Genomic DNA, 26,294 nt, shown 5'->3' with positions numbered 1-26,294 from the left:
GCAAGTTCATCTTAAAGATGCTTGTTCTCAGAAGTCCGCAATTCGATCGACAGCTGCCGGATCGTCAATGAATGGATTTGCATTTCCCTGCTCTTCTGTAATGACCTGGGCTCGATCTCGCTCCTGCTGATCAACTGGATCTTTACGATGCCATTCTCGGAGGTGCGATTCTTGTATTGGATCGATATCCATCTTGTAGCGAACCGCATAGTAAAAGCTTGAGCGGGCTAGGTCGCCCCGCACATTCGCTGGTGGCAAGAAGACTTCTTGCCCACGCTGGTCTCTACCTTGTTTGTACGTCTTGTCATGGTCATAGGGTGGTCGAGGTACGCCGTAGGGAAGGTTGCTTCGGATCGAGTTAACGCGTGGAACAGCTGGTCTCAGATGGAAGAGATCAGCCTTTTCAGTGGCAGTTCGATTGCCTTTTGATTGTGGCCAGACATGTTCACAATTCATCACCGCGCTGTCAGCCCAGACACCAGGCTCTAGCTGAACTGGATGGAGAGCATAGACGGTGGTAATGATGCCGCTTTTGTTATCGAGCATCCAGTAAAGAACTTCTCTTGCCCGGCGGTATCCAAGATTGCGATGGCCAGCTTTCGCATACTCATGCAGAGCTTGCTCAAACTTATCACCCTTAAGATCAGGAAAAAGAAGTGAAGTCTGAGCACCTTCTGGCGCCGTGGTATTCGGAATAGAATCTTCTGGCGCCGTGGTAGGCGGGGTGGTCGTTGGTGCGACTTGTTGTGCAGATACACCAACAGCTGTGTATAGACACACAACAGCGATGAGTTGGTAGAACATCTTTCGGGAGTTCATACCGCAATCAGAACCGATTATCCAGCAAATTACAAGTGATAAAATGGTCGAACGACCATCATTAGCGTAAACACAATACTCAATGGGCCCGGTGGGACTCGAACCCACATGAGGTTAACCCTCGGGGGATTTTAAGTCCCCTGCGTCTGCCAATTCCGCCACAGGCCCAGAGGTCATTGTACAGTCAGTGGATACAATACACGGTCTACAAAAGGAGGTCTCCCATGGCCAATCACGGATTCGCTTTTGCTCTGGTATTAAGTGGGGTCAGTGGTGGGGGCTGGGTCTGTAGTGCGGCCGCACACAGTCAAGATCAAATCGCATCAAGTCAGGAAACAGGCAACCCTACGCTGACTGTCAATGTGAGGGATGCCAATGGCGCCCCTTTACAAGGAGAGGGCTTTCTTATGAGGGCTGATGGCCCTTGGGCGGTGAGCCAGATTTGGACAGGAACTGATGCGTCTGGACAGATCTCCATGGATTTGCCAGATGAAGATGAGCCTCTTTCTGTTGTCTTACGCGGGGAAGAATTTGGATGGGAGGTTCACTCAGTACCCACATCCGAAGAAGATCCAGTCATCAATGTCGTGCCTGGTCCGAGCCGAACGGTTCATTTACAACTGACTGCTCCGGAAGGCAAGAAGCTGCCAAGGGATTTGGCACCAGCAATATTTGCGACTGATATGGGAACGATTACTTGGGATCGTAATGTCGAAGAAGCTGACCAGATTGTGGCGGGTCAAAAACAGTCTTTTAGTTGCGCCGTTCTGAAAGAACTCGGCGCGGGCCAATACGAATTCCAGGTGCCAGTCGATGTTGAGGCTATTTGGGTGCTTGTGAATCATCCCGGTTTTTTACGGGCGGCAGTTTCAGATTTACTCAACCCAAAGGCTGTACGTGGCCAGTTGAAATTTGAGCTGCCTCAACCAATCAATATTGTCCTGAATTTTAAACCAGATGAATCAAAGCCACATGACTATCAAGTTCTTCGAGGTGAGTTGTTAGTCGCACCAGATACATCAAGATGGGAGATCGTTGTTGACCGGTTTAGGACCCAGAAATCCACTTATGATTGGGAGTTCAATGATCTTGCTCCGGGGCTCTTTGCAATCGATGCTTCCGCAGATACAGATCTTGGTGGTGAAGAAGTAGTCAGTTACAACTACTTTGGTGAGATTGATCGCACGAGCGAAATCGAAGCAAGCGGCGGCGATATCAACAACAAGGAGGTCAAGAAATACGCTATTCCGATGCGAAGTTGGGACGAGCAGGCGATGGAAACCCTCGCCCACGGCCCCGGCAAGCTATTGATTAAGGTCAAAAATGCTGATGGCAAACCTGCTGTGGGGAGTCGAGTTGAAGTCGTGCACTTGTTGGATCGATTTAACAAGAGCGTCGTGAGTTTCAGTCAGACCGTTCCAGATTCTGGAATCGTGGAAGCGACGAACTTGCCTCTCTGTCGAGGCTCACTCTTTGAAGATGGTTACCTGGTGGTGGTTGTAGATGATAAGAACGAACAAGTGATCAATCAGGTTTCGGATGTGGGCGAAAAGCCTGTTGAAAAGACAATATACCTTCCACCTATACCAGGCATGGAGGCGCCCAACATTACCCTAAGGCCTTTAGATGGCTCTAATGATTTTGATCTTGAGTCTCTACGTGGACAGGTTGTTTTCCTTGACTTCTGGGCAAGTTGGTGCGGTCCATGCCAGGCGCCGATGGCGCACAACGACAAACTGATGGAAGCACGCACCGATTGGAAAGGTAAAGCGATCATTGTCGGAGCCAGTATCGATGATGATCTTGGCAAGATTCAAGATCATGTATCAAAGATGAACTGCTGGAATGTCAGACAGGCATGGTGTCCATCGGAAAATGATGGATGGAATTCTACAGGTGCAAAGCGTTTTGCAGTCCAATATGTACCTATTTGCTTTCTCATTGATCAAGCTGGAGTGATACAGTGGACAGGGCATCCAAACGATATTGATCTTGAAGCGAAGATTAATGAGCTTATTCTTGAGCAACACACCACAGTTGAGGCAGGGGTGATCACGACTGAGACGAATCACTAAGTCGTCGAGAAAGTTCTAGAACCTTCTTGTTATGAAGGTGTTCTGATTTGTATTGAACAGGCACTATTAAGAGAGGCGATGATTCTCACTAAGTTTTACTTGATTTAGAGGCATCTATGTCAGACATCCTTCGTTGGTTTATTGTTATGAGTCTTGCCGTGACGGGCTTTTTGGGTTCTGCACTTTTCGCGCAGGATGCAGATCCACCAGCGCCAGTAGGGGGGGACGAGGCTGCGTATTGGACTTCAGTCTTCCGGGGTGAAACCGTGCTCCGTATCGATATTTATCTGACTCAAGATAAATGGAACACGATGGAACCAGACAGGCCCAGGCGTCGTGGTCGCGGTGGTCCCAAGGGCCGGCCAGATCAAGAGCCACGACGGCCCAATGGAGTGGTACCGCCATTTGAAAACCAACAGGATGCGCCCCCCAGCCATCAACCAGGGCAGGGCATGGTGCCGGCTCCACCAGCAATGCCTGCCCCAATGCCGGATGAGAGCGAATACGAATACGTGCTAGCCAAAGTGGTTATCAATGGTGAGGTCTTAGATAACGTAGGCCTACGGTTCAAAGGAAACTCTTCCTATCAATCGTCAATGCGCAGTATGAAACGCCCGCTCAAGATCGACACCGACAGGTTCGTTGAAGATCAGAACTTTCACGGGCGTACTAAGCTCAACCTATCTATTTCATTTAAGGATCCAGCGTATCTACGTGAAAAGCTTGGATATGGGATCTACCGCGCAGCAGGTGTTCCCAGCCCGGGCGTTGGTTGGAGCACAATCAAATTACATTTTGAAGATACCCAGCAGACGCATGATGTAGGACCGTATGTCATCGTTGAACAGGTCGATAAGGCTTATATACGTCGCACTTTTGGCGATAAAGCAGCGGACGGGCTTTTGTTAAAACCAGAAGTTTCAGAGTGGCGTTACATGGGACAAGATCCAAGTGCGTATGAAGCCTATGACATTAAATTAGGTGGTGAAAACAAGGAGATGGTCTTACGCTTTGCGGAGCTATTGCGTTTGATTAATGAGGCGCCAGACGATGTGTTTCACGCCAAGATTGGATCATTGTTAGATCTCGATATGCTCGCGGGTTACCTTGCCGCAACATCATTACTCGTCAATCTTGATAGTTACATAGGCATGATCCACAACTATTATGTCTTTATTGATCCCCAAGATGGGCGGGCTCGCCTTTTGCCGTGGGATATCAATGAAGCATTCGGCGGTTTCAGTTTTGGTTCCCCTGTAAGAGTCCTTGCCAACTGGTCAATTGCTCGCCCCTGGGTCATCGAACGACCTTTGCTAACACGCCTTTTTCAGCATCCAGAATTTAAACAGAGATACCGCGATAAACTGGCATCACTCATGGCTGGCGCCTTTACCAAGGTGCGGCTGGAAGCGCTGATCGAGAAGTACTTAAAAGTGATTGCTCCACTCGTCGAAGAGACACAAGATCCAAAGAAAATTCAGGAGATGCGCCTCAGTATTAATGGTGACATGGCAGAAATCGGTGAAGGGCAGCGGGCCGGTCGTGGGCCAGGAGGTGTTCCAACGCTCATCCCATTTATCATGCAACGCATTGATTCAGTGCGGGCGCAATTAGCTGGCACAGAGTCAGGTGAGATTATTGTTCAGCGTCGTCGGGGCCCCAAGCGAGATCGCGGTGGTCGGGGCCGCTCTGATAACCGCCGTGGCGATCCTCGACCTGGTGGCCCACCACCTCAACAGGATGGGCCAGCTCCCAGTCCATCGCCGGGACCTGGATCTTGAACGCCCCGATCCACTGGCGTTGAATGGCCACGAACCAGAACTTGCCGCCACCATATTGGAATCAACGCCAGACCAATCACCAAACTAATCAGAGGCCACCATGGTGTTCCATCAGGTGCTGGGATTAAGAGTCTGGCTGCTCCGTAGAGACAAAAGAACACACTTGCTGAAGCAACAGCAGTGGCCCCGAGTTCGACACCAAGGCGGCGTAGCGGTCTTCGCTTATCTTCACCATTGTCTTGAGCGACACGTCCCCAGAATCCTGCCGGTTGTACCTGTTTATAAAAGGCGTTTAGCTTTTCTCGGTCCGTGCGCGGAGCCACGAACGCAGCGATTACTGCTGCGGCCGTCGAGACCAATGCCATAATGCCAAGCCTTATCCACTCGCCAGGTTCGCCAGCGGCAATCGTGCCATGACTGGTCAAGATGAGCAGAATGGGAGCGGTGATCACTGATGCAATAATGGCGGCAAATTCAGACCAGAGGTTGATTCGATCCCATACCCAGCGCAAGACCAGAACACTGCCCACGCCGGCACCAAACAAAAGTGTTAGATACCAAGCCTCCTGAATCGAACCAACAAAGGGTAGTACGATCAGGGCCAGCGCAATCACCAAGATATTTGATAGCCGAGCCACAAGCACCAACTCTTTGTTACCAGGATCACGCTTGAGCCATGCTTGGCAGACCGCGCGTTTGTAGATGTCATTGCTCCAATAGCTTGCACCCCAGTTCATATGGGTATCAAGGGTGGAGGCTAACGCCGCAAGCAATGCCACCAAGAGAATGCCAAGCAGACCAGGCGGCATGTAATCATGAATGGCGACTACAAAAAGCCGTTCACGACTTCCAGTAAAGCCGTCAACTTGAGTATCTGCAGGGGCAAATGGATAAAGTACGAGTAAGGCAACGCCAATCAAGAGCCATGGAAGACTACGAACAAAAATCTGTAGCCATGTGAAAACAACACCAGCAATCGTGGCTTGTTTTTCATCTCTGCACGCCATTGATCGTTGGGCAAGATAACCGGTGCCATCAGCATTGATCTGGAAAAACCACTGTAACCCCAGCAGTATCAGGAATGGCATGACTGCAGCGCCAAAGCCAGGCGAAAATGAGAGAAGTTGGGAAGCATCGCTATAACTATCTGCGGTCACACCCTCGGGTAATGACGGATACATTTCAGTGACTTTATCTGTCAAAGTTGTGAGTCCACCCGCTTCACCAACAAGAACCCAAGCCAGCGCAATAGTGCCGACGATTGCCAGAACAAATTGTGCGATATCTGTGGCTACCACACTACGCAAGCCACCAGTGAGTGAGTACAGACTTACGAATAACAAGATTGCAATGAGGCTTAGCACATTGTTCGTCGTTGCAATTTCGAGGGGTAGTTCAGATGAAGGTGACTGGAATTGCAGACCAAGGCCATTGGAGAGACTTGTTGAAAGTGATTGGTAGAACCAATCTGGAAGCCACTGATGCCAAGTCAAGAAGACTTCTGAGATGGTGAGGGTTGCGGTCAACACCATCGCCAGCACGACACAATTAAAGAGGGTGCCGTAGTAAAGTGCCTTGACCACACGCAAGAGAACCATGCCCCGGCCGCTATAACGCACTTCAACAAGTTCTGCATCTGTAATCACACGGGCGCGCTGCCACTGCCCCGCTAAGAGGAAAGCCATCAGCAGAAAAGCGATGGCGTAGATCCAAAAGCGCCAGACCATAAAGATGCCCCCGGTCGCAATCAGACCCATCACAGCCAGGGGCGTATCAGCAGCAAATTGGGTGGCAGCCATACTGGTGCCTGCTTGCCAGCCTCGAAGGCTGCGGCCAGCCAGGAAGAACTCAGAAAGCCCTCGAGAGGCCTTTCGGCGGGCAATAAAGCCGATCGTGATTGAGTAGATCACGAAGGCTGCAATGATCAATAAATCCCACAAATGGTTTCTCCAGGTTAGGGACCCTTTGGGTGTCCATATGCTATCTCCAAAGGGCTTTTCCTGGTTAAAAAGGGCTTTTTAGACTATCCTCCCAGAACAAGTGGTTTGCGAAGTGGTGAAGACAATCCCTTCGCCATTCGTATCGATGGTGACGGCGTTACGCCAACGCCAGGTGTACTGACCACGATGTTATTTGGGGGCGCCTTGTTTGGCGGTCGCTGTCGTAGAAGAAACTAGGCCCTAGGCTATTTTTCTGTAAAGCCTGGCCTTAGAAAGGGCTGCCATGGTCATTCGGCTATTCACAAAGATCTTGATCGTCACACTGGTGCTTACATCTATCGGTGCGGCAGCTCAATCGGCCGGTGTTGTTCCAAACCCACCTGGGCTCGAAAAAGCGGACAGCCCCGAAGCGAAGGAAATGATCAAGAAGCTCTGGGCCCAGATCGACAAGGCGCCAAAGACGGTTCATCTTCAAATGAAGGGCACCGCACTTGATCACGAGATGACGGGAGAGACCTGGTTGGGTGATGGAAGCATCGTCACGAAGGTCACCGTTGAATCGACCGGCATGGTCACGGTTCTCGGTGACATCGACAGCACGACATTCAAGGCCGTCAATGGGAAGCCGGTCACCATGACCCTGAAGGAGCGGATCAAACAGATGGCCCTTGCGCATCCACATGAGATGATGCGGATGCTGTTCGAGAAGACGACGAAGATCACGGTTGGCCACGGCCATATCATGCACGAGAAGACAACCGATCTCATCCTGCATGGGTTCCCCCATGGGAATATCTTGATGCAGTTCTACGAGGATACAACGCTCGCAGCAATGGTGGTGCATCTCGACCATGGGATGATGCATGCGACGATCTATGGTGACTACAAGGAGTTTGAAGGTCACAAGGTTCCGGGGCGGGTTGCAGAGTGGGTCATCGCACCTCGTGCCAAAGGCGGCTGGAGTACGCATGACCCGGGAAGCCATTGCCTGTCCGTGATGAACCTGGTGACGGCTGAGGTCAACAGCCCCATCCCCCCTCGAATCTTCAACCTCTCGACCTGGGAGCCGAAGAAGGAAAGCAATCCTAGTAAGTGAAATAGCAAACACTGGCTACACAGAGTTCGCTTGCATGATCACCCAAGAGGTGGAGAAACCAGGTTTTCGAAAAATAAAGTACTTCTAAAAAGCCCGCGCTGATCGAGTAAATGACAAACACCACGATGATCAGAAGGTCCCAGACACTACAACTCCAAGTAGGAACGAACTAACTTGTGGCCCTTAAGAATGGCATTTTGGCGACAAAAGTGAACGTTTTTGCCCTGTCTACATGCTATCCCCAGGGGTTTCAAAGGGCTCAATTTTGGGATTTAACAGTTCAGAGCGGCCCCAGTTTCTGATAACCTAGGCACTCTAGAGAGAGTCGAGAGAGTCGAGAGAGCCGAGGCCGTCCGTGCTGGTTCTTGAGAGATGCCTGGGAAGAACGAGAAGAGGGATTAAGAGGATATGTTTTCGAAGAGTATGGTTGTGTTAGGGGCTATAGCTTGCGCCCTAACCATTCAAAATCGCGTTTCTGCATCATCAAACAGCTATATCGAGTTGGATCGGGATGTGAGTTGGCTTGAAAGTAACGGCTTCACTAATGCATTTGGCCCCGGAGTCGATGTGGGTTTGGCGACGCTGTTTCATCAAACTTGTGTGGGCTGCTATGAGTTCGCATCGGTTTCTGGTTCAGTGCCACTGAAAGGCTATGCGTCCTTTTACCTTGAAGATTTCAACACCTACATTCCCGGCTCTGGGCTTTTTATCGCCTTGGACATTGCCTTCGGCGGTAGCTACACCCAAACACAATTCATCGATGAGATGAATTCTGCTCCTGGAGCCTTTCCATCAGCTCCTGGTCCACTTGGACCGGATCCGAGTGATATACCTGGCTATTGGTTTGGTAATACGAATGACTCTGGAACCTACAACCAACAAGGTGCCAACTTCTCCCCATTCTCCGGGTGGATTGATTCTGCCTTCGCCAATTCAACCGTGATTCAGTTCTTACCAAGTAACTGGCCACCTAGTAGTCCAACACCAGGATCACCATCCGAAACTTTCACCATAGGATGGGATTTCACACAACCACCTCGTACAAGTGGCTTGTTTGGTGATCCAAATCCATTTGGCATTAGTATTGATGGTGCAGGTGTAACGCCAACGCCAGGCGTACTAACCACCATGTTACTTGGAGGCGCCATTTTTGGTCGCCGCCGCCGCTGCCGCGACTAAATTGAATAAGAAACCAAGACCTTCTCCAAAGCCCGCTCCTTGCGGGCTTTTTTACTCGCGATTGAGTTGTTGATGAATCAATTCAATAGGGTGCAATGCGGTACGACCAAAGGCATCTTCTACCTGGTGGCGGCAACTGGTACCGGCGGCGGCCAGCGGCCCTTTGGGCTGTTGACGTATCGCTTGGCCCAATGAGAGTTCTGCAACATCCATTGAAATCTCGAAATGTTCTTTGGTGTACCCAAAAGAGCCAGCCATGCCACAGCAACCAGAGTCAACAAGAGCGGCTCCTGCGTAGCCACACCGCCCCAGTAGGGATTCTGTGGCTGGCCCAATGTCCTTTTGATGACAGTGGGCATGGATCGTAAGTGGGTCGCTCAAAGACTCTTTGAAAGAGACTTGTTGAGGGTGTTGCTCCCAACGGCTTTCAAGAAAACCTTCAATGGTATGTGTGATCGAGCCAATCTGCTGCATGAGTTCTGATGGCACGCTCGTCTTGAGTTCTTGCCACTCTTGGGAAAGCGAAGAGGCACAACTCGGTTCGCAGGCAACAATGGCGACAGGATCATGCGCTTCTAGTACTGGTCGGAGTTTATCGACGCTGTCAGTGACAACGCGTTGCGCTTCTTCGAGCATTCCGGTAGAAAAGTAGGTCCGACCACAACAGCCGATTTCCGGAAGTACGACACGATAACCAAATGCCTCAAGCACCTCGACAGCTGCTTTTCCTATGTGCGCATCGTTGTAAACCGTAAAGCAGTCGGGATAAAGTACAACCACAGGTTGGCCTGTATTGATAAGTGGTCGATGGTCAAACCACTTGTGAAGTGAACTGCAATATTTTGGGATCGTGCGCCGCTTGTCAAGATGGAGCATCGATTGTGTACTCCACTTGACTGGTGGAAACGAAGCAACCAGATTTGCAAGCATATGAAAGCGTGATCCAAGCTTGTTCATTCTTCGAACACGAGCAAAGAACTTCTTTTGGAATGGAATTCGCCCAGTTGATCGATAGTGCTGGGCATAATATTCCGCCTTGAGTTTGGCAATATCTACGTGACTGGGGCACTCTCTCCGGCACGCTTTACATGACAAGCATAAATCAAGTGTCTCGAGTGTTTCTGGATCATCGAAATTTGGTGAGATTCCGTCTTCCGCAAACTGACCAGTAATAGCAAGGCGCAATGCATTGCCACGTCCACGCGTGACATGTCGTTCGTCACGGGTCGCTCGATAGGAGGGACACATGGTGCCGCCATGATCTTTACGGCATAGGCCATTGCCATTGCATTGCATGACGGCCTGATGAAATCCATTTTCATTTTCGTAATGAAAATAGGTGTCAACTTCTGCCTCGGGCAATGGCGTTCCATTTGGTTCACGACGCAAATCGGCCACCATTTTTAGATCGCCAGTGATCATGCCCGGGTTCATCAGAAACGTAGGATCGAATATGTTTTTGATAGAACCAAATGCTTCATGGAGCTTTGGTCCATAGAACGCTTGCACCATTTCAGCACGCGATCGGCCATCGCCATGTTCACCAGAAACAGAGCCGCCATAGCCCTTCACGATTTCACCTATTTCTTCACACATTGCCGACCATGCTTCTCGGTCGACAACGTCATCAAGATCGAGCATTGGTCGGATATGTAGCAACCCAACAGATGCGTGAGCATAGTATGAGGCGGTTGTGTTGTGTTTACTCATGACCACTTCGAAGTCACGACGAAACTGGCCCAGATCTTCAACCCGCACACAACAATCTTCAAGTGAGCCAATCGCTTGGCGTTTTGTTTTAATGGCACCAAGCAACCCAAGACCAACTTTACGAAGTGTCCACAGTGAGGTCGTTGATGGCGTATCAGTGTAAGTAACGATGTTGCCGCTTGAACCGTTTTTTAATACCAAAGAGAGGGCTTCGTCGATTTCTTCTTGAGTTTGGCCGAAGTACTCAACGTAGAGCGCCGTGCGGGCGGGGGACCCATTAATCTGCGGTAGTAGTTTTGTGTATTGACTATAGAGAGGATGAGCGATTGCCTGATTAGTTACCTTTTCATCGATCAACTCAATCGCGGATGGATGAGTCTCTAGGAGTGGAACAAGCGCATCCATCGCTTCATCAAGTGTTCGAAAACCTACGACAGCCAGGCCCTTGAAAGCAGGTTCGGGCACGAGATTAAGAGTGGCTTGAAGCGTAAAACCAAGTGTTCCTTCGCTGCCAGTCAAGAGTCGAGCCAGATTGACCTTGTCGTAGGTTCCAGGTGTTGAGCGGCGCAGTTGATCAAGAATGACATCTAGTTTGTACCCACCAGTATTTCTGCGAACCTTGGGATAGCGAGTGTCAATCTCATCAGCTAAGGGCATCACCACATCACTGATACGACGTGTGAGCTCAAAAATATCTCCATCATTTTCGCTCGCGCCCTCATAAAATTGAAGCCGCCGTCCATCGGAAAGCGCGGCATCAATTTTGAGCACATGTTCATCAGTCATCCCATAGATCAGTGAATGAAGTCCTGCTGAGCAATTTGCGATCATGCCACCTAACGTGGCGTGAGTCGAAGTAGAAACTTCAGGACCAAATCGAAGGCCATGTTCTCTGGCGGCTTTATTGAGATCATCGAGCACAACGCCCGGCTGCACAACGGCCTGTCGAGCATCCTCATCAACCGAGATAATCCGTGTCATCCAGGCAGAGGTGTCAATAACCAGCGCTTCATTAACAGTTTGCCCTGCTAAGGATGTACCAGCGCCTCTTGCCAGTAGAGCGATACCATGGGTACGGCAAAAATCAAATATTCGGATGACATCGCCATCGTGGTGGGGGACCGCGACGCCAAGTGGTTCGACCTGATACATACTGGCATCAGTCGCGTATAGTTTGCGGTCATGGCGACTCGTTCGCAGCTCACCATCGAGTTCTGGACGGAGGTCATTAAGAAGATCTAAAGTGCGCGATCCACGACTTTCTTTCGTTGCCAGTACTGGAAGTTCCATAGGTTCTCATTATAGGATAGGTGAGGTAAGGGCCTTCCATGATTCACGATTACAGGCGACAATCCTTAAAGCCAAACAATGCATAATCCTCCTCAAGATCTTCGCAAGCCACATGTATCCCAAATCCATGCATGGATTATTTGGGTGGTCGGCGCTATTTTTGTGGTTTACCAGTTTTCTATCTCGAACACATTCGGGGTCATGCAGAAGGAGGTTGGAACAGCACTGGAGATCAGTGCAGTCCAATTGACAGTAGTCTCGGGATCATTTTTGTTCAGCTATGCCCTCATGCAGATACCGGTTGGAATTATGCTTGACAGATTCGGTCCCCGAATCATTCTGGGAAGCGGAGCGCTCTTGTTAGCGATTAGTACCTATCTTTTCAGTATTGCTGACTCTTTTGGAATGGCTGTAGGTGCCAGATTGTTAATGGGGATCGCCTCATCCGGCGCATTTGTTGGTGCGGCACTCCTCGCAAGACGATGGTTGATTCCAGGTATCTTTGCATTAGCAATGGGGCTTGCTGATTTTGCTGAGGGCGCCGGATCATGGGCAGGCAACATTGTCTTCCCCAGTCTTTTGACTGACGGTGATGAACAGTGGCGTGGCATCATGCAGATGCTCAGCATTATTGGATTATTTATCACCGCTTCTTTGATTTTTATTGTGAGAGATAGACCGCCGGGACAAGGTGTTGGTGGTGGTGCTCGGGTGCCTGTCAGACGTGTTCCACAGAAAATATGGGCGCTTTGTAAAAACCGTCAGGTTTGGTTAGGTAGTGTTTACTATGCCGGAATGAGCGGTACATTGTTGGCGTTTGGCGGCATTTGGAATATCCCTTTTCAACGCTCTTATGGACTCACGCTTGAAGATGCTGCCGGACTCAATTCATGGTTTTGGGTGGGGATGGCGATTTCTGCACCGCTTGCAGGCTGGATTTCAGATCTGGTCAAGAGTCGTAAAAAAGTCATGCTTGTTTCAAGCGTGGGCGCCACACTCATGGTTTCACTTTGTCTTTATCTGCCATATGACAGTTACACCGAGGCTGCGGTGAGCTTCGCATTTCTTGGGTTCTTTCTTGGTGGTGGCGTCGTCGTATTTGCGTTGATCAGCGAGTCGGTAAAACCAGATAATCAAGCGACAGCAATGGGCCTATGTAATGCAACAGGTTGTGTTGCTGCTTTTTGCTTATCTCTTATGCCGAGTTATTTTGCAGACATTAAGAAGGGTGATAGTGTTGAGCACTTCCAAGAGGGTATGACGGTTTTTGTGATTTTCTGTGCTGTTTCAGTCATTGCGGTCATGGTGATCCGACCCACGAAGGCCCAGTACATAGGCGGCCCTCATCCTCATAAACCTGAGGATATAGGCGCCACATCAGAAGAAGATACGACCACAGCAAGCACCAGCTGATCTAAAGGGAGCTACGCCTTTTGTTTCAGGTCATGGGCGTTGGTTTTTTGACTCTGGTGCCACAAGCTTTACAAGTTGATAGCTCGGAATTAACCCAGAAGTCTTCCATCGCTTGACTGAAGTGTTCAACGATGTCGCGGCAATCAAACTCCATGTCATGTACCAGGTCACCACATTTTTCACAATAAAAGACGAGGTGCTCGGTTTCACCAGCGGGTCGATTTCGCTCGACAACGACACCAATCGTGTCCGGGCCACGGACTGGAGAGTGAGGCACGTTTGGTGGAATGAAAAAAGTCTCACCCTCACGTACGACAAAGTCTTCTATCGATTCATCATCCTGGCGAATGCGAACGACGATATCGCCCTTCACTTGATAGAAGTACTCCTCAGAGTTCGTGATATGAAAGTCGCTACGAGCATTGGGGCCGCCAATGACCATGATGAAGAAGTCTTCGCCTACATAGAGGTATTTGTTGCCCACTGGTGGCTTAAGCTGATCTCTATTCTCTTCGACCCATTTCATAAGGTTGATGGCCGGTATTACGGTTGAGGTCTTTGTAGTCATAACAATGCTCCTTCCCCCAAATTATAGTGGTCCAGAGTAAAGGCAGCCGAGGGCTCATGGACAGTGGCGATTTGTAGCAGCAATGCGTGTCTTTTTATTTTTGGTCAATACCAGCGTAAAGAACGCCCTAGAAGGTCTATTTCATCGATCTGAGAGCTGTTGGCGAGCTTGAGCATCAGTCCGTAGCACATCTTTTTTACCTGAGATGGCCCCTACTCCTAAAAGTCATCGCATGGACTTTAGAAGCAACGAGGACACATTGCTCCTGTTGTCCTTGCTCCTGCTTGTTAATGAGACCCCTTGAGGGAGGGGCGGCGGGTTCGCGAGCCCTGGTGAGAGCCTCCTAAGAGGGTTTTCTCGCCAGGGCCCGACCCATTTAAGACCACTCTGAGATGTACTGGCCGGCATCTGGCGAGATTCCGTATCCCCTGTAATAAGCATACATTGACCCATTCTTCAGGGGTGTATACCCTACCTTTCTAGCCCTATTTGGCCTCTTGATAGAGTCCTATGTGGTGGTCCCAATTCCTTGGGATTGCCCCTGATGGCGATTCCGTAGGGGGCATGGAGCGGAAGATTGGCGAGCCGGCCGCTGTGGGAGGTATCGGCAGTCAGAGAAGTGGGCAGTTTGTGCTGAGGAGGAAGTTCTTATGTCGTTAGATGTTCAATATGATCAAAACATCCGTGTTGCAGTCATTGGCTGTGGGGGGTGGGGTAAAAATATAACCCGCACCATGAATACCATTGGCTCGCTGGCAGCAGTTGTTGACCCGACTGAGGCTGGCCAGCAACGAGCTCGTGAGCTTGCGCCTGATGCTGATGTTTACAGTGATATTGAGGACGTGTTAAATCGGGCTGATATACAAGCGGTCATGATTGCCACGCCAGCGGAAACGCACTATTCATTGGCATGCAGAGCAATGGCTGCGGGTAAAGACGTCTTTGTTGAAAAGCCGATTACCCTGAATCTCGAAGAAGCAGAAGATCTTGTTGTGCGGGCGAAGAACCAAGGCCGCATATTAATGGTTGGACATTTGTTGGAGTACCACCCCGCGATCTTAAAGCTTCGCGAGATGATTGCAGCAGGCGAGCTGGGTAATATTCAATACGTCATCTCAAATAGACTGAATCTGGGGAAGATTCGCACTGAAGAGAATGCGTTGTGGTCTTTTGCACCACACGATATCGCAGTCATCTTGCGATTAGTTGACGCAATGCCTTTCGAGATCGTTGCAACTGGTGGAAGTTATGTAACACCAAATATTGCTGACACGAGCTTGACTCAGTTACTGTTTGATAACGGCGTTCGATCACATATCTTTGTATCTTGGCTACACCCATTCAAGGAGCAACGATTAGTCGTTGTTGGCTCTAAGAAGATGGCTAGCTTTTGTGACATTACCAAAGAGTTAATTCTCTACGACCAGCGAGTGGATTGGCAAGAGGGACAGCCCGTTCCAGTCCGAGGTGATGGTGTACAGGTAGAATTCCCAGCAGATGAACCACTGCGTGCGGAATGTGAACACTTTCTCAAGTATGTCACGACCCGCGAAACACCTCTGACTGATGGGGAAAATGGCGTGCGTGTTCTTCGTATTCTTTATGCCGCGCAGCAGTCGCTGATGACCAATGGCAGTAAAGTGCTCTTCACAATGGAAAATCAGCCTCTGCAGACAGACGGGGTCAATTCAGCCAACGCTGCCGAGGAACTGGGCCTCACGGGGGCATCAACAAATGCCTGACTATGGCGATCAATTCCCTGGCGTAAAGATTCACGAATCAGCCTATGTCGATGCACCTTGCCAGATTGGCGAGGGCACAAAGATTTGGCATTTTTCGCATGTGATGCCCAACTGCAAGATTGGTGACAAATGCAACATTGGCCAAAATGTTGTGATCTCTCCCGATGTCGTCATTGGTAATAATGTCAAAATACAGAACAATGTTTCTGTTTATTCGGGTGTTGTCTTGGAAGACGATGTCTTCTGTGGGCCATCCATGGTCTTTACGAATATCAACAACCCGCGCAGTGAAATTATCCGCCGTGATCAATACGCTCGAACGCTTGTTCGCAAGGGTGCATCAATGGGGGCGAACTGTACGATTGTCTGTGGAAGTCGTGTTGGGGAATTTGCCTTTGTTGCAGCTGGCGCGGTCGTGACGAAAGACGTGCCACCCTATGCACTCATGGTTGGTGTTCCAGCTAGAAAAAAGGGTTGGGTATGTCGTTGTGGTGTTCCACTGCCGGCAGCGACAACCTCAAACACAATCAACTGCCCGAGTTGTGGCAATCAGTATCAAGAAGAAGCGGGCATGCTTGAGCCTATTAAAGAATTACAAGCCCAGGAGGTGCTCAGTTGAGCCAGTCTATAACAGTCCCTTTGCTCGATTTGAAAGCGCAGTACGGTCCACTTCGTGACGAAATTATGGCTGCAATGACAGAAGTCATCGAGGCACAGTGGTTCATTATGGGCCCGAAAGTCAAAGAGCTCGAAACACAAGTTGCCGAGTACTGTCATGCGAAACATGCCATTGGATGCGCATCAGGTTCCGATGCTCTGTTACTGGCGCTGATGGGAATTGGTATTCAGCCTGGCGACGAAGTGATTTGTCCTTCTTATACATTCTTTGCCACAGCAGGATCAATCCATAGACTTGGTGCAAAGCCAGTATTTGTTGATATTGATCCCACTACCTACAACATGGATGTTGGACTGGTACGCGAGGCTGCGAGTCGGTGTACCCGACTCAAGGCGATCGTACCTGTTCACCTATTTGGTCAGACGGTTGATATGAAAGCGTACAACCAACTCGGCACAGAACTAGGTGTCCCTGTTATCGAGGATGCTGCCCAAGCAATTGGCTCTATTGATAACAATGGAAGTTTTGCCGGCTCAACTGGAACCGTTGGTTGCTTTAGCTTTTTCCCATCGAAGAACCTCGGCGGTTTTGGCGACGGCGGAATCATGACCACGAATGATGATGAAATAGCTGAGCGGCTTAGCATTCTTCGTGTGCATGGAGGCAAGCCAAAGTATTACCATCATGTTGTTGGCATTAACTCTCGTTTGGATGCACTTCAAGCGGCGATCTTATCGATCAAACTCAAGCACCTTAATGACTGGCATGCCGCTCGTCTGCGCAACGCTAATCGCTACAACGAGATCTTCGAATCAGCGGGGTCAAAAACCTCGGCAACGCTACTGAGTGAAGGCGGGCTTCCACTGCGAACACCACAGGGCGTTTCTGATCCTTCACGGCACATCTACAACCAATACTGCATTCGTGTTCCTGATGGGATTCGTGATCAATTGCGTGACCATATGAAGGAGCAGGGGATAGGCACAGAAATATACTATCCAGTACCACTTCATGAGCAGGCGTGTTTTGCTTCACTGGGATACAAGCTGGGCGATCTTCCTGAATCTGAGTCAGCTGCCCGAGAGACACTGGCACTGCCGATCTACCCAGAACTTTCTGAAGAACAACAGAATCATGTTGCATCAACCGTTTGTAAGTTTGTCGAGGAACATGCCCCAGCCAAGGTCTGAGCGAAGCCCGAGGTTCTAGTTTGATTCAAGTGACTGAAAGGTCATTCGGCCATGGCCGGCTGGATCGGGGATGACTCGTACTTCGGGGTGACCTGGCTCATGCGCTAATACAAGTCGCCATCCTTCATCCATTGCCAGCTTAAGAACAGCTTCTTTGGTTTTCATGTTGTCCCATGGCAGCATGTCGTAGCCCATACTGAATGCAAGTGGTACGTGATTACAGGTTGGTACGACATCGCCCAAAAAAGCAACGACTTCGTCTTGCGTATCAACCCGTACAGACTGATGTCCCCAGGTATGACCCATCGTTGGCCACACTGTTAATCCAGGCAGCACCTCATGGGTGCCCTCAACCAGTTCCAGTTTTTCTTCGAGGGGCTCTAGATTATTGCTGAGGTAGGTTTTGGACATCGTAGACCGCTTGGATTGAGCGTCCAGCCATTCGCATTTCTGTACGATGCACTTTGCATTTGGAAAAACTCGAGTATGACGATTGTGTTCATCTGACTTGGTCAACCCGCCACAGTGGTCGAAGTGCAAGTGTGTCACAATTGTGTGGGTGACAGATTCTGGATCAATATCAACTTCTTGAAGTGCATCTGTAATAGTGCGATCTTCAAGCGCAAAAATACTTTTGGATTTGTCATCCCAGCCACCACCATAACCAGCTTCAACAAGCACTCGGTGTACGCCATCATCAAGGAGTAAGCAATTGGTTTGTAGTGGAATACGATTGGCCTCGTCGGGTTCTACGAGGCGTGACCAGATCGCTTTAGGAACTACGCCGAACATACTGCCACCATCAAGGCGGAAGTTTCCGGCACGAAGAACCATAGAAGTCCAAGTCATTGGATAAGTTGCCAGCTAAAAGATGAGGTCAGGATTTTACGATGAGCGATGATGGATTTTCTACACGTTCCATAGCGTTGCGTGTGTCTACAATCAACTTAGCGTTTTGTCCGACAAGATCATAGTCAACCTGGTCATGGTCAGTGACAATAACGACCGCGTCTGCTTTAGAGATCTCTTCTTCCGTCAGCGGCATAGAGGTCATATTAATATTGTGGTGTCGCATCTCAGGAAAATCGGTTACATGCGGATCATGGTAGACGACATGGGCACCTGAACCGTTAAGAAGATCGATAATCTCAGCAGCAGGGCTTTCTCTAATGTCATCAACATTTTTCTTGTAGGCGATCCCAAGAAGCAGAATTCTTGAGCCTCGAATAGAGAGACTGTGGTGGTTAAGAGCTTCAGCGATGCGAGAAACAACGTAAGAAGGCATTTGCGCATTGACCTCCCCAGCAAGTTCAATGAATCGCGTCGTGTGCCCAACTTCTTTCGCCTTCCAAGTAAGGTAGAAGGGATCAATTGGAATACAGTGACCGCCAAGACCTGGGCCAGGATAAAATGCCTGGAATCCAAATGGCTTTGTGGCTGCTGCTTCAATGACCTCCCAAATGTCAATGTCCATATCAGAAAGAACAGTCTTAAGCTCATTGACCATCGCGATGTTAACCGCCCGATAGATATTCTCTAGTAGCTTTGCGGCTTCAGCGATTTCTGCAGTTGATACCAGGTGTACGGTATCAATCATCTGACGATACATGGTGGCAGCGAGCTTGCCACTCGTGACATCAGTGCCTCCAACAAGTTTTGGGATGGTGCTTGTTGTTGTCCCAGCACGACCTGGGTCCTCTCGTTCTGGGCTGTATGCAACAAAGAAATCACGACCGACAACCAGATCACCACGCTCAAGAATGGGACACATATCCTGTCGTGTGGTCCCAGGATAAGTCGTTGATTCAAGAACAATCAGCTGGCCAGGGCGCAATATCTTTGCAACCAATTCAGTACTCGCAGTGACATAACTTAAGTCTGGCTCGCGATGTGCCCCCAGCGGAGTTGGAACGCACAGTAAAATTGCATCAGCATCACCTAGTTCATCGGGAGTGTCAGTGGCCGTAAACCGATCAGATGAATGAAGGGTCTTGACGAGGTCATTGCCAAGGTGCTGTAGATAGGTTTCACCGCTATTAAGTTTCTCGACCTTCTGGGTATCTGTATCAAATCCCAACACCTTGTATCCGGCTTTGTGTGCAGCTTGAGCCAGTGGCAACCCAACATAGCCAAGGCCGATGATACCGATAGTAGCGTTTCTTGTTTCAAGCTTCTCGTGTAGCTGAGTAGCAATATCGTTCATTACATTTTGTTCTGTGAGCATGGTAGTAATAGTACTTCACATAAGAAGAGATTAAGACGGCTATTGTAAACGAGTAAGGTAATCTGCTTGCTAGACACCAAAAAGATGTTCTGGTGACTCAAGAAGCTTAACGATAGTGTGCAAAAATCGAGCGCCCTCAGCGCCGTCTACAACACGGTGATCGCAGCTCAAGCTCAAGGGTAAGACTTTGCCAGCATAGAACATGCTGTCACGAGTCATGACTCTCTCAGTAACTCGCCCAGTGGCTAAAATCCCAACTTCGGGATAGTTGATGATGGGTGTTGCATACATGCCGCCATAGCTTCCCACATTTGAGATTGTAAATGTGCCGCCAATCAAATGGTCACGGCTAATCGATCGGTCTCGGCAGCCGGTTGCTAATTCTGTAACACGGCCAGCGAGTTCAACAACACTCAGATGCTGCGCGTCATCAATCACAGGCACCATAAGTCCGTGATCAGTATCAACAGCACAACCTAGATGAACAGCATCTTTTAGTAGAATCTCATTAGCGTGATCATCAACATTTGCGTTCAATGAAGGGTGTTTTTGCAAGGCACGGATCGTTGCAACCATGATGAATGGCAAATAGCCAAGTTTTTGGCCAACAACGCGAGAGTATTCCTTGCGTTTGCGATCGAGCTCTGTGACATCAGCGTCATCGTTCACTGTGAAATGAACAGCTGTGTTGATGGAGGTGCTCAAGGCGTCTGCGATCTTACGTCTTACGCCACGGAAGGGGATTCTCTGCGCGACATTTGTGCGAGACGGAGCAGGAGTGCTGAGCGGTCTCTCGCCGGCTGTTGGGCGACCAGTTGCAACCGGATCGCCAGAAGCATGTTCATGCACATCAGTGGCCGTAACGCGGCCACCTCGCCCTGTGCCAGTGACATGATCAATCATCACATTGAGGTCTTTTGCAATCTTGCGAACAGCTGGCGTTGCGAGCGACTTTAATACTTTGGCTTCGGTTGCAACGGCTTCTTTCGATTGTCTCGTAAATTGGCCAGGAACACTTAGTGAGGTATCAACAGAACCAACAACTGTTCCAGCATCTTCTTCTTCTTCTTTAGTGCCGCCTGCTGAGGCCGCAATGACTTCGCCGTTACCGCTCGCTTTAGAAGATTTCTTTTTCCCGAGATAGGTCACCAAGATGGTGCCAACGTTAATGATGTCACCTTCCTTGCCGTTGAGGCCATCAATGGTCCCCTCCCATGGGCTTGGAACCTCGACCATGGCTTTATCAGTTTCCATTTCTGCCAAGGTTTGGTGTTCATCGACATGCTCACCTGGCTTAACGCGCCATTTGATGAGTTCTGCTTCATGGACACCTTCGCCTAGATCAGGTAGGAGGAAGTGTGACTGGTCGGTAGGTTGATTGGTAGTCATGTCTAATCGCCTTTGAGAGCCGGGTAAGGCAAGCCTAGTATGCAGAAACCTCGTCAATGGCCTTTGTGATGCGGGCTGCATCCGGCATGTAGTCAAGCTCCAGCTTGTAGTAGGGCATGATTGTATCGAATCCAGCTACGCGCTGGACCGGTGCTTCTAAGTGAAGGAAGCAATGCTCCATGATGCGGGAGGCGATCTCAGCTCCAAGGCCAAGTGTCTTTGGAGCCTCGTGTACGACGACACATCTTCCCGTCTTTTTGACCGAACGTTCAATAGACTGCATGTCCATTGGAGCAATGGTTCGCAGATCAATGAGTTCAATAGAGCGATCCGAATTCTCGATGGCATTCATACACTGAATGACAGAGGCGCCCCAGGAGACCATTGTGAGTTCCTCACCCTCTTGAATGATACGAGCTTCGCCAATCGGAATCGTGTATTCATCTTCAGGTACTTCCTCACGGAAAGCGCGGTAGATCCGTTTCGGCTCAAAGAAAATCACGGGATCAGGATCACGGATGGCGCTGATAAGCAATCCCTTGGCGTCATATGGCGAAGCCGGCATGACCACTTTCAGCCCTGGTGTATGTGTGTAGATTGTCTCTGGACTGTCGCTGTGAAGTTCAGGAGCATGGATGCCACCACCAACTGGAACCCGAATAGTGAGTGGCACCGTATAAGCGCCTCTTGTTCTGGTTCTCATGCGAGCAGCATGTGTACAAATCTGATCGTAAGCTGGGCCAAGAAAGCCTTCGAATTGGATTTCTGGAATAGGGCGCAACCCAGCCATCGCTAAGCCAATAGAAGTGCCAAGAATGCCTGATTCAGCAAGTGGAGAGTCAACGACACGATTCGCACCAAATCTTTGCCATAGTCCTTCAGTCACTCGAAAGACGCCACCGTTCTTGCCCACATCTTCGCCGAGCAGAATAATGCGGTCGTCCTCTTCCATTTCTTGGATGAGTGCTAGGTTGATTGCTTGTACCAGTGTCAGGTTTGCCATGGTGGCTCCATACTATGCTGCACGTTTAGGCAGCACTATTAATCGGTGGTGTTCTGAGCGTGTGAATGTGCAGCCGGATCAATCTCATGAGGATTCTGGCCGAGGCTACTCGTTCGCATGGTTTCACGCTGTAGTAACAGCTCGTCGTGAAGATTTTCATACATAGAGTCAAACATAGCTTCTGCCTTAGGTGGCTCAATCTCTTCGGCTCTCTTAACAGCAGCCGAAACCTCTTTCTTCGCTTTTGCTTCAGCGGCTTTTTGTCGAGTATCGTCCCACAGTTTTCGATCTTCGAGATATTTCCGTAGCCGAATGAGTGGGTCTTTTTGTGTCCACTTATCCAGGACATCTGCATCACGATATCGGCGAGCATCATCTGCGGTCGTATGATCGCCCAGGCGGTAAGTAACGGCCTCAATAAACGTGGGTCGGTTTTCAGTTCTGGCTCGTTCAGCAGCTTCACGAACAACCTTGACCATCGCAAACAGATCGTTCCCATCGCACTGAACACTATGCATACCATACGCAACACCACGTTGCGCAAAGGTTGGTGCAGCAGACTGAACAGAACTAGGCACCGAAATAGCCCAGCCATTGTTCTGGCAAAGAAAGATCACCGGTAGATTGAGGCTTGATGCAAAATTAGCTGCCTCATGAAAATCACCTTCACTGGTGGCGCCATCACCAAAAAACGTACATGCAATTCCACCATCACCGCGATACTTGCTTGCCCATGCGAGTCCTGTTGCATGCAGCATTTGGGTTCCAATTGGTATTGCGATTGGAGTGATGTGTAGATCTTCAGGAATCTGATTGCCGCGTTCATCACCCATCCAGTGCAGGAGCACATATTCAATAGGTAGACCTCGTAGATAAAGCCCTGCATTCTCTCGATAGCAAGGCACAAGCCAATCTTTGCCCTGGAGGGCATAGGTCGCGCCGACAGAGGTTGCTTCCTGGCCTCGATTTTCTGGGTAAGTTCCCATTCTGCCAGATCGCTGCAACTTAAAAGCAATCTCATCTAAGTGACGGCAGAGAGTGATGTGCTCATAAAGTCGAACAACATCCTCATCTGGAATTAAATCCTTACCAAGCTTCTCATCAAATTTCCCGTTCTCGTCCAGAATTGAGATGTGCTCAATAGTGATGTCGAGAGCTTTTTTAATGGGCATGTACATTCTCCTGCTTCGCAACAGCGATGCGATCGGTGGCAAATTTCACAGCAGCCTGGTGTGATGAAACAACGTCTTTGGTCATTTTCAGAACATGTAGGGTTGTATCCTCAATTCCAGCATTTCGATCATCAAGTTCTTCGCGCGTCATGCCTAAGTGAAGACCAGCTAGTTCAATTAGGCCACCTGCATTTGCAACGAAGTCTGGTGCATAGAGAATGCCACGACGATAGAGGGCTGCGGCATCTTCTTCAGGATCTTGGAGCACATTATTGGCGCCACCGCAAACGATGTCACATTGTAAAGAGGGGACATTCATAGCACTGATCACGCCACCCAAAGCACATGGTGAGAAAATGTCGCAGGCAGAGGTGAATATTTCTTCTGTTGAGACAACCTTTGCATCAAACTGTTCAGCCATCATTTTTGTTGAGGATTCGCAGATATCAGCGACCACAATCTTGGCTCCATTCTCCACCATAATGCGGCCCACATTCTGCCCAACACTACCCACCCCTTGGATGGCTACAGTTAAGCCCGAGAAATCTACAGGGCGGCCTAGGTGAGCAAGGCATGCTTTCATTGAATTAACAACACCTTGAGCAGTAAACGGAGAAGGATCACCGCCACGCGACACACGGTCACCGCCCATCACATGTGGTGTTTCCATTGCCATCCAGTCAACATATTCTGGAGTGGTGCCAACATCTTCCGCAGCGATGTAGTTGCCAGAGAAGGTGTCAACGAACCGACCGAGTGCTCTTGCTTCAGCTTCAGATCCAGGTGAACCACGGCCAGGCAGAAGTACGACACTCTTGGCACCGCCCATAGCGAGGCCGGCTGCCGCAGCTTTGTAAGTCATTCCTTCAGATAGGCGTAACACGTCGTAGATCGCTTCAGTTTCAGAAGCGTAGTGCCAGCGTCGTGTTCCACCAAGTGCATTGCCAAGAACGGTTGAGTGAATGGCAACAATGGCTCTTAAGCCAGTGTCCTCATCATGATGAAAACAGACTCGCTCGTGGCCAAACGCCATCATTTGTTGCAGTATCGACATTACTTCCTCAGATTATCGCAGGGTTTAGATTTCTTGGTCACAGTTCAGGGTCAGTCAAAAATATTTTATTGTCGAACTTTGGCATCCATCTCAAACAAAGAGCCATGGCCAAATTGCGGTATCGCAGTTTGATCAGGTACCCGCCCCTTACCCAGAGCAGTCGGATCTGGGGTGCTTTCAGGCATCACGTAGTCGGCGTTTGGAAGGCCAGAAACATATTTTAGGCCAGCAGTGGCGGCCTTCCGCATGGTGTCGTCGTGGTTATCTGTAAGAGCACGAATGTTTGCGTTTACTTCATCGATACCAAAGGCACAGATATGACGCACGAGGATCCGATCATGCTCCAGTTTTTCACCACTAATCCCCTTGCTAATGTCACTGTCCAGCTTTGAAAGGCTGCATGAAATCGCATAGGCCCAGATAATTGACCAGCTTAATCTGGCCTGAATCATCTGGTTTGTGATGAGCCCCTCAGCATGTCGCTTAAAGCTCATTTTGATGGCGTGGCTAATATCACGAATCGTATTCGATAGTAATTTTCCATAAGGCTGGAGCGATGGATGTAGTGTTTCAAATCGTGGTGCACGGGCTTTTACACCAAGATATAACTCGGCAGCAATTTTTATGGCAGGGATCAAATTTGAAAGAGGTTTCGCTTTAATGCCCAAAAGATACTCGCCTAGTTGCTTAGATCCATACGCGAAGATGAATGTATGCATGACTTCGTTAGCGCCTTCAACGACCATGTTGATTCTGCTATCTCGCCAGAGTCGTTCAACTACATTTTCTGTCATGTAGCCCTCGCCACCCATAATCTGCATAGCCTCATCAGTTACTTTCCAACCGATATCCGAGCAAAATACTTTGCAGATCGCGGTCTCAAGCATGATGTCATCATCACCGCGGTCAACAATGCCAGTTGTCATATAGAGCATGGCATCGAGTGCATAACAATAGGCAGCCATCGTCGCGATTTTTGATTGTACTTGGTCAAAGTCAGCCAGTGGTCGGTCGAATTGGTTGCGGTACTGAGCCCACTTAGTTGATTGTTGGAAGGCAGCTTGTGCAGCGCCCACCATTCCAGCTGAAAGGGTACAGCGGCCATAATTGAGGCACGTTAGTGCAACATTTAATCCTCTTCCTTCCTTATGTAGAAGATTAGCCCGGGGTACTTTTACATTCTTGAATATAACTCGTGCTTGCCATGTGCCTCGAATACCACACTTGGATCGATTGCAACTTGATATCTCAATACCTTCCATTTCTGGATTACAAATCAGCGCTGTGACACTGTCTTTTGCCTTGCCAGTCTTGGGGTTCACAAGAGACTGTTTGCACATGACAGTCAGCAGCCCAGCTAAGGCGCCGGATGTGGCCCACTTCTTTTCCCCATTAAGGATGTAGTATTCGCCATCTTCGGAAACCTCACAACGCGTTTCTTGCCCACCAGCATCACAACCTACGTTTGGTTCGGAAAGGCAGAAAGCACTCACAAGGTTTGTGGCGAGTGAGGGTAGAAAATCACGTTTTTGTTCATCTGTACCGAAAAGTTTGATCGCCCCACAGCCAATCGACTGGTGAGCTGAAACCATCACAGCGGTGGAGCCACAGCTGTAACCAATACGTTCCAGCACTCGGTTGTAGCTTGTAATACTAAAGCCACCGCCACCATATTCCTGAGGAATGATCATGCCCATAACGCCCATGTCAAAAAGACGCTTCATGACCCACGGGGGAATCTCTTGCTTGGTGTCGATCTCATGATGAGGGTGTTCGTTTCTTAAATATAGATCGAGCTCTTTCAGTAGGGCGTCACACCTTACTGTTTCATCCGGAGCGATTTCTGGGTACTGCAAAATCAACTCTTCGCGGATTCGACCCCAACACATGTTTTTGATCACGCCCATCTGATCAGGATCAGGGCCGAGCATTTCTTGAGCATCTTCAATCTGCTTACGGTCTTTCGCCGAGAGGTTCTTGAGAGATTTAGAAAGATCTTGCTTTTGCACAATAAAACTCCACAGTCAATA

Annotated in this window: 19 protein-coding genes and 1 tRNA gene; 8 read left to right on the top strand and 12 right to left on the bottom strand. The window is 49.4% G+C overall.

All coding sequences use genetic code 11. From position 1 onward, the window contains the following. Window positions 1–27 precede the first annotated feature (27 nt). Window positions 28–819, bottom strand: a complete 792-nt coding sequence (locus P8J86_04770; GenBank protein MDG2054002.1) for an endonuclease — start codon at window positions 817–819, stop codon at window positions 28–30. A gap of 83 nt (window positions 820–902) precedes the next feature. Further along, a tRNA-Leu gene (locus P8J86_04765) sits at window positions 903–987 on the bottom strand. Window positions 988–1,043: 56 nt separating this feature from the next. Here P8J86_04765 and P8J86_04760 point away from each other — a divergent pair. Beyond that, the gene (locus P8J86_04760) at window positions 1,044–2,894 is read left to right on the top strand and encodes a thioredoxin-like domain-containing protein (GenBank protein MDG2054001.1); all 1,851 of its coding nucleotides are present in this window, start codon (window positions 1,044–1,046) and stop codon (window positions 2,892–2,894) included. 116 nt (window positions 2,895–3,010) lie between these two features. Further along, window positions 3,011–4,675, top strand: coding sequence for a CotH kinase family protein (locus tag P8J86_04755; GenBank protein MDG2054000.1), 1,665 nt, complete (start codon window positions 3,011–3,013; stop codon window positions 4,673–4,675). Here the strand turns inward: P8J86_04755 and P8J86_04750 are convergent. Then, complete coding sequence (locus tag P8J86_04750) at window positions 4,627–6,615, bottom strand: Na+:solute symporter (protein MDG2053999.1); 1,989 nt, start codon at window positions 6,613–6,615, stop codon at window positions 4,627–4,629. The genes P8J86_04755 and P8J86_04750 overlap by 49 nt on opposite strands. 283 nt (window positions 6,616–6,898) lie before the next feature. Here P8J86_04750 and P8J86_04745 point away from each other — a divergent pair, with 283 nt between their 5' ends. Next, window positions 6,899–7,711 (top strand): hypothetical protein, encoded by an 813-nt coding sequence (locus P8J86_04745; GenBank protein MDG2053998.1) that lies wholly within the window; start codon window positions 6,899–6,901, stop codon window positions 7,709–7,711. A gap of 513 nt (window positions 7,712–8,224) precedes the next feature. Further along, window positions 8,225–8,890 (top strand): hypothetical protein, encoded by a 666-nt coding sequence (locus tag P8J86_04740; protein ID MDG2053997.1) that lies wholly within the window; start codon window positions 8,225–8,227, stop codon window positions 8,888–8,890. A gap of 51 nt (window positions 8,891–8,941) precedes the next feature. Here the strand turns inward: P8J86_04740 and P8J86_04735 are convergent, their stop codons facing one another. Continuing rightward, the gene (locus P8J86_04735) at window positions 8,942–11,890 is read right to left on the bottom strand and encodes an FAD-linked oxidase C-terminal domain-containing protein (GenBank protein ID MDG2053996.1); all 2,949 of its coding nucleotides are present in this window, start codon (window positions 11,888–11,890) and stop codon (window positions 8,942–8,944) included. Between the two features lie 78 nt (window positions 11,891–11,968). Between P8J86_04735 and P8J86_04730 the strand changes: the two genes are divergently transcribed. Next, window positions 11,969–13,303, top strand: coding sequence for an MFS transporter (locus tag P8J86_04730; GenBank protein MDG2053995.1), 1,335 nt, complete (start codon window positions 11,969–11,971; stop codon window positions 13,301–13,303). 25 nt (window positions 13,304–13,328) lie between these two features. On the opposite strand, the gene nbaC is transcribed toward P8J86_04730, so the two are convergent. Next, window positions 13,329–13,871 carry a 3-hydroxyanthranilate 3,4-dioxygenase gene (gene nbaC, locus P8J86_04725; GenBank protein MDG2053994.1) on the bottom strand — a complete coding sequence of 181 codons (543 nt, stop codon included), beginning with the start codon at window positions 13,869–13,871 and terminating at the stop codon, window positions 13,329–13,331. A 650-nt stretch (window positions 13,872–14,521) separates the two neighbouring features. Between nbaC and P8J86_04720 the strand changes: the two genes are divergently transcribed. From P8J86_04720 to P8J86_04710, 3 genes are read left to right on the top strand one after another with little or no spacing between them, the layout of a single operon-like run. Beyond that, a complete protein-coding gene (locus tag P8J86_04720; protein MDG2053993.1) occupies window positions 14,522–15,613 on the top strand; it encodes a Gfo/Idh/MocA family oxidoreductase in 1,092 nt (363 codons plus the stop codon). After that, the gene (locus P8J86_04715; protein ID MDG2053992.1) at window positions 15,606–16,232 is read left to right on the top strand and encodes an acyltransferase; all 627 of its coding nucleotides are present in this window, start codon (window positions 15,606–15,608) and stop codon (window positions 16,230–16,232) included. Before P8J86_04720 ends, P8J86_04715 begins: the two co-directional genes overlap by 8 nt. Continuing rightward, window positions 16,229–17,422: a DegT/DnrJ/EryC1/StrS family aminotransferase gene (locus P8J86_04710; GenBank protein MDG2053991.1), complete on the top strand. Its 1,194-nt coding sequence runs from the start codon at window positions 16,229–16,231 to the stop codon at window positions 17,420–17,422. Before P8J86_04715 ends, P8J86_04710 begins: the two co-directional genes overlap by 4 nt. A gap of 15 nt (window positions 17,423–17,437) precedes the next feature. On the opposite strand, the gene P8J86_04705 is transcribed toward P8J86_04710, so the two are convergent. The 7 genes from P8J86_04705 to P8J86_04675 all read right to left on the bottom strand — a co-directional run bounded on the left by P8J86_04705 (window position 17,438) and on the right by P8J86_04675 (window position 26,273). Beyond that, entirely contained in the window at window positions 17,438–18,271 is an 834-nt protein-coding gene (locus P8J86_04705) for an MBL fold metallo-hydrolase (GenBank protein MDG2053990.1), read from the bottom strand. Window positions 18,272–18,299: 28 nt separating this feature from the next. Then, window positions 18,300–19,625, bottom strand: coding sequence for a nucleotide sugar dehydrogenase (locus P8J86_04700; protein MDG2053989.1), 1,326 nt, complete (start codon window positions 19,623–19,625; stop codon window positions 18,300–18,302). A gap of 90 nt (window positions 19,626–19,715) precedes the next feature. Continuing rightward, window positions 19,716–21,035: a dihydrolipoamide acetyltransferase family protein gene (locus P8J86_04695; protein MDG2053988.1), complete on the bottom strand. Its 1,320-nt coding sequence runs from the start codon at window positions 21,033–21,035 to the stop codon at window positions 19,716–19,718. A 34-nt stretch (window positions 21,036–21,069) separates the two neighbouring features. Continuing rightward, window positions 21,070–22,038 carry an alpha-ketoacid dehydrogenase subunit beta gene (locus P8J86_04690; protein MDG2053987.1) on the bottom strand — a complete coding sequence of 323 codons (969 nt, stop codon included), beginning with the start codon at window positions 22,036–22,038 and terminating at the stop codon, window positions 21,070–21,072. 38 nt (window positions 22,039–22,076) lie between these two features. Next, entirely contained in the window at window positions 22,077–23,210 is a 1,134-nt protein-coding gene (gene pdhA / locus P8J86_04685) for a pyruvate dehydrogenase (acetyl-transferring) E1 component subunit alpha (GenBank protein ID MDG2053986.1), read from the bottom strand. After that, entirely contained in the window at window positions 23,200–24,264 is a 1,065-nt protein-coding gene (locus tag P8J86_04680; GenBank protein MDG2053985.1) for a Glu/Leu/Phe/Val dehydrogenase dimerization domain-containing protein, read from the bottom strand. Before P8J86_04680 ends, pdhA begins: the two co-directional genes overlap by 11 nt. A 65-nt stretch (window positions 24,265–24,329) precedes the next feature. After that, entirely contained in the window at window positions 24,330–26,273 is a 1,944-nt protein-coding gene (locus P8J86_04675) for an acyl-CoA dehydrogenase family protein (GenBank protein MDG2053984.1), read from the bottom strand. Window positions 26,274–26,294: the final 21 nt, after the last annotated feature.

Source organism: Phycisphaerales bacterium (assembly GCA_029268515.1).
In the GTDB taxonomy this organism is placed as follows: Bacteria; Planctomycetota; Phycisphaerae; order Phycisphaerales; family SM1A02; genus JAQWNP01.
Note: the sequence above shows the minus strand (reverse complement) of the source record. Positions and strands in the feature narration are given on the sequence as shown.

Excerpts from the sequence above, each read along its gene's own strand:
- P8J86_04705 (MDG2053990.1), bottom strand. The coding sequence starts at position 18,271 with ATGACTTGGACTTCTATGGTTCTTCGTGCCGGAAACTTCCGCCTTGAT.
- nbaC (MDG2053994.1), bottom strand. The coding sequence starts at position 13,871 with ATGACTACAAAGACCTCAACCGTAATACCGGCCATCAACCTTATGAAA.
- P8J86_04690 (MDG2053987.1), bottom strand. The coding sequence starts at position 22,038 with ATGGCAAACCTGACACTGGTACAAGCAATCAACCTAGCACTCATCCAA.
- P8J86_04680 (MDG2053985.1), bottom strand. The coding sequence starts at position 24,264 with ATGTCGATACTGCAACAAATGATGGCGTTTGGCCACGAGCGAGTCTGT.
- P8J86_04745 (MDG2053998.1), top strand. The coding sequence starts at position 6,899 with ATGGTCATTCGGCTATTCACAAAGATCTTGATCGTCACACTGGTGCTT.
- pdhA (MDG2053986.1), bottom strand. The coding sequence starts at position 23,210 with ATGCCCATTAAAAAAGCTCTCGACATCACTATTGAGCACATCTCAATT.
- P8J86_04695 (MDG2053988.1), bottom strand. The coding sequence starts at position 21,035 with ATGACTACCAATCAACCTACCGACCAGTCACACTTCCTCCTACCTGAT.
- P8J86_04720 (MDG2053993.1), top strand. The coding sequence starts at position 14,522 with ATGTCGTTAGATGTTCAATATGATCAAAACATCCGTGTTGCAGTCATT.
- P8J86_04770 (MDG2054002.1), bottom strand. The coding sequence starts at position 819 with ATGAACTCCCGAAAGATGTTCTACCAACTCATCGCTGTTGTGTGTCTA.
- P8J86_04715 (MDG2053992.1), top strand. The coding sequence starts at position 15,606 with ATGCCTGACTATGGCGATCAATTCCCTGGCGTAAAGATTCACGAATCA.
- P8J86_04730 (MDG2053995.1), top strand. The coding sequence starts at position 11,969 with ATGCATAATCCTCCTCAAGATCTTCGCAAGCCACATGTATCCCAAATC.
- P8J86_04755 (MDG2054000.1), top strand. The coding sequence starts at position 3,011 with ATGTCAGACATCCTTCGTTGGTTTATTGTTATGAGTCTTGCCGTGACG.
- P8J86_04700 (MDG2053989.1), bottom strand. The coding sequence starts at position 19,625 with ATGAACGATATTGCTACTCAGCTACACGAGAAGCTTGAAACAAGAAAC.
- P8J86_04760 (MDG2054001.1), top strand. The coding sequence starts at position 1,044 with ATGGCCAATCACGGATTCGCTTTTGCTCTGGTATTAAGTGGGGTCAGT.
- P8J86_04735 (MDG2053996.1), bottom strand. The coding sequence starts at position 11,890 with ATGGAACTTCCAGTACTGGCAACGAAAGAAAGTCGTGGATCGCGCACT.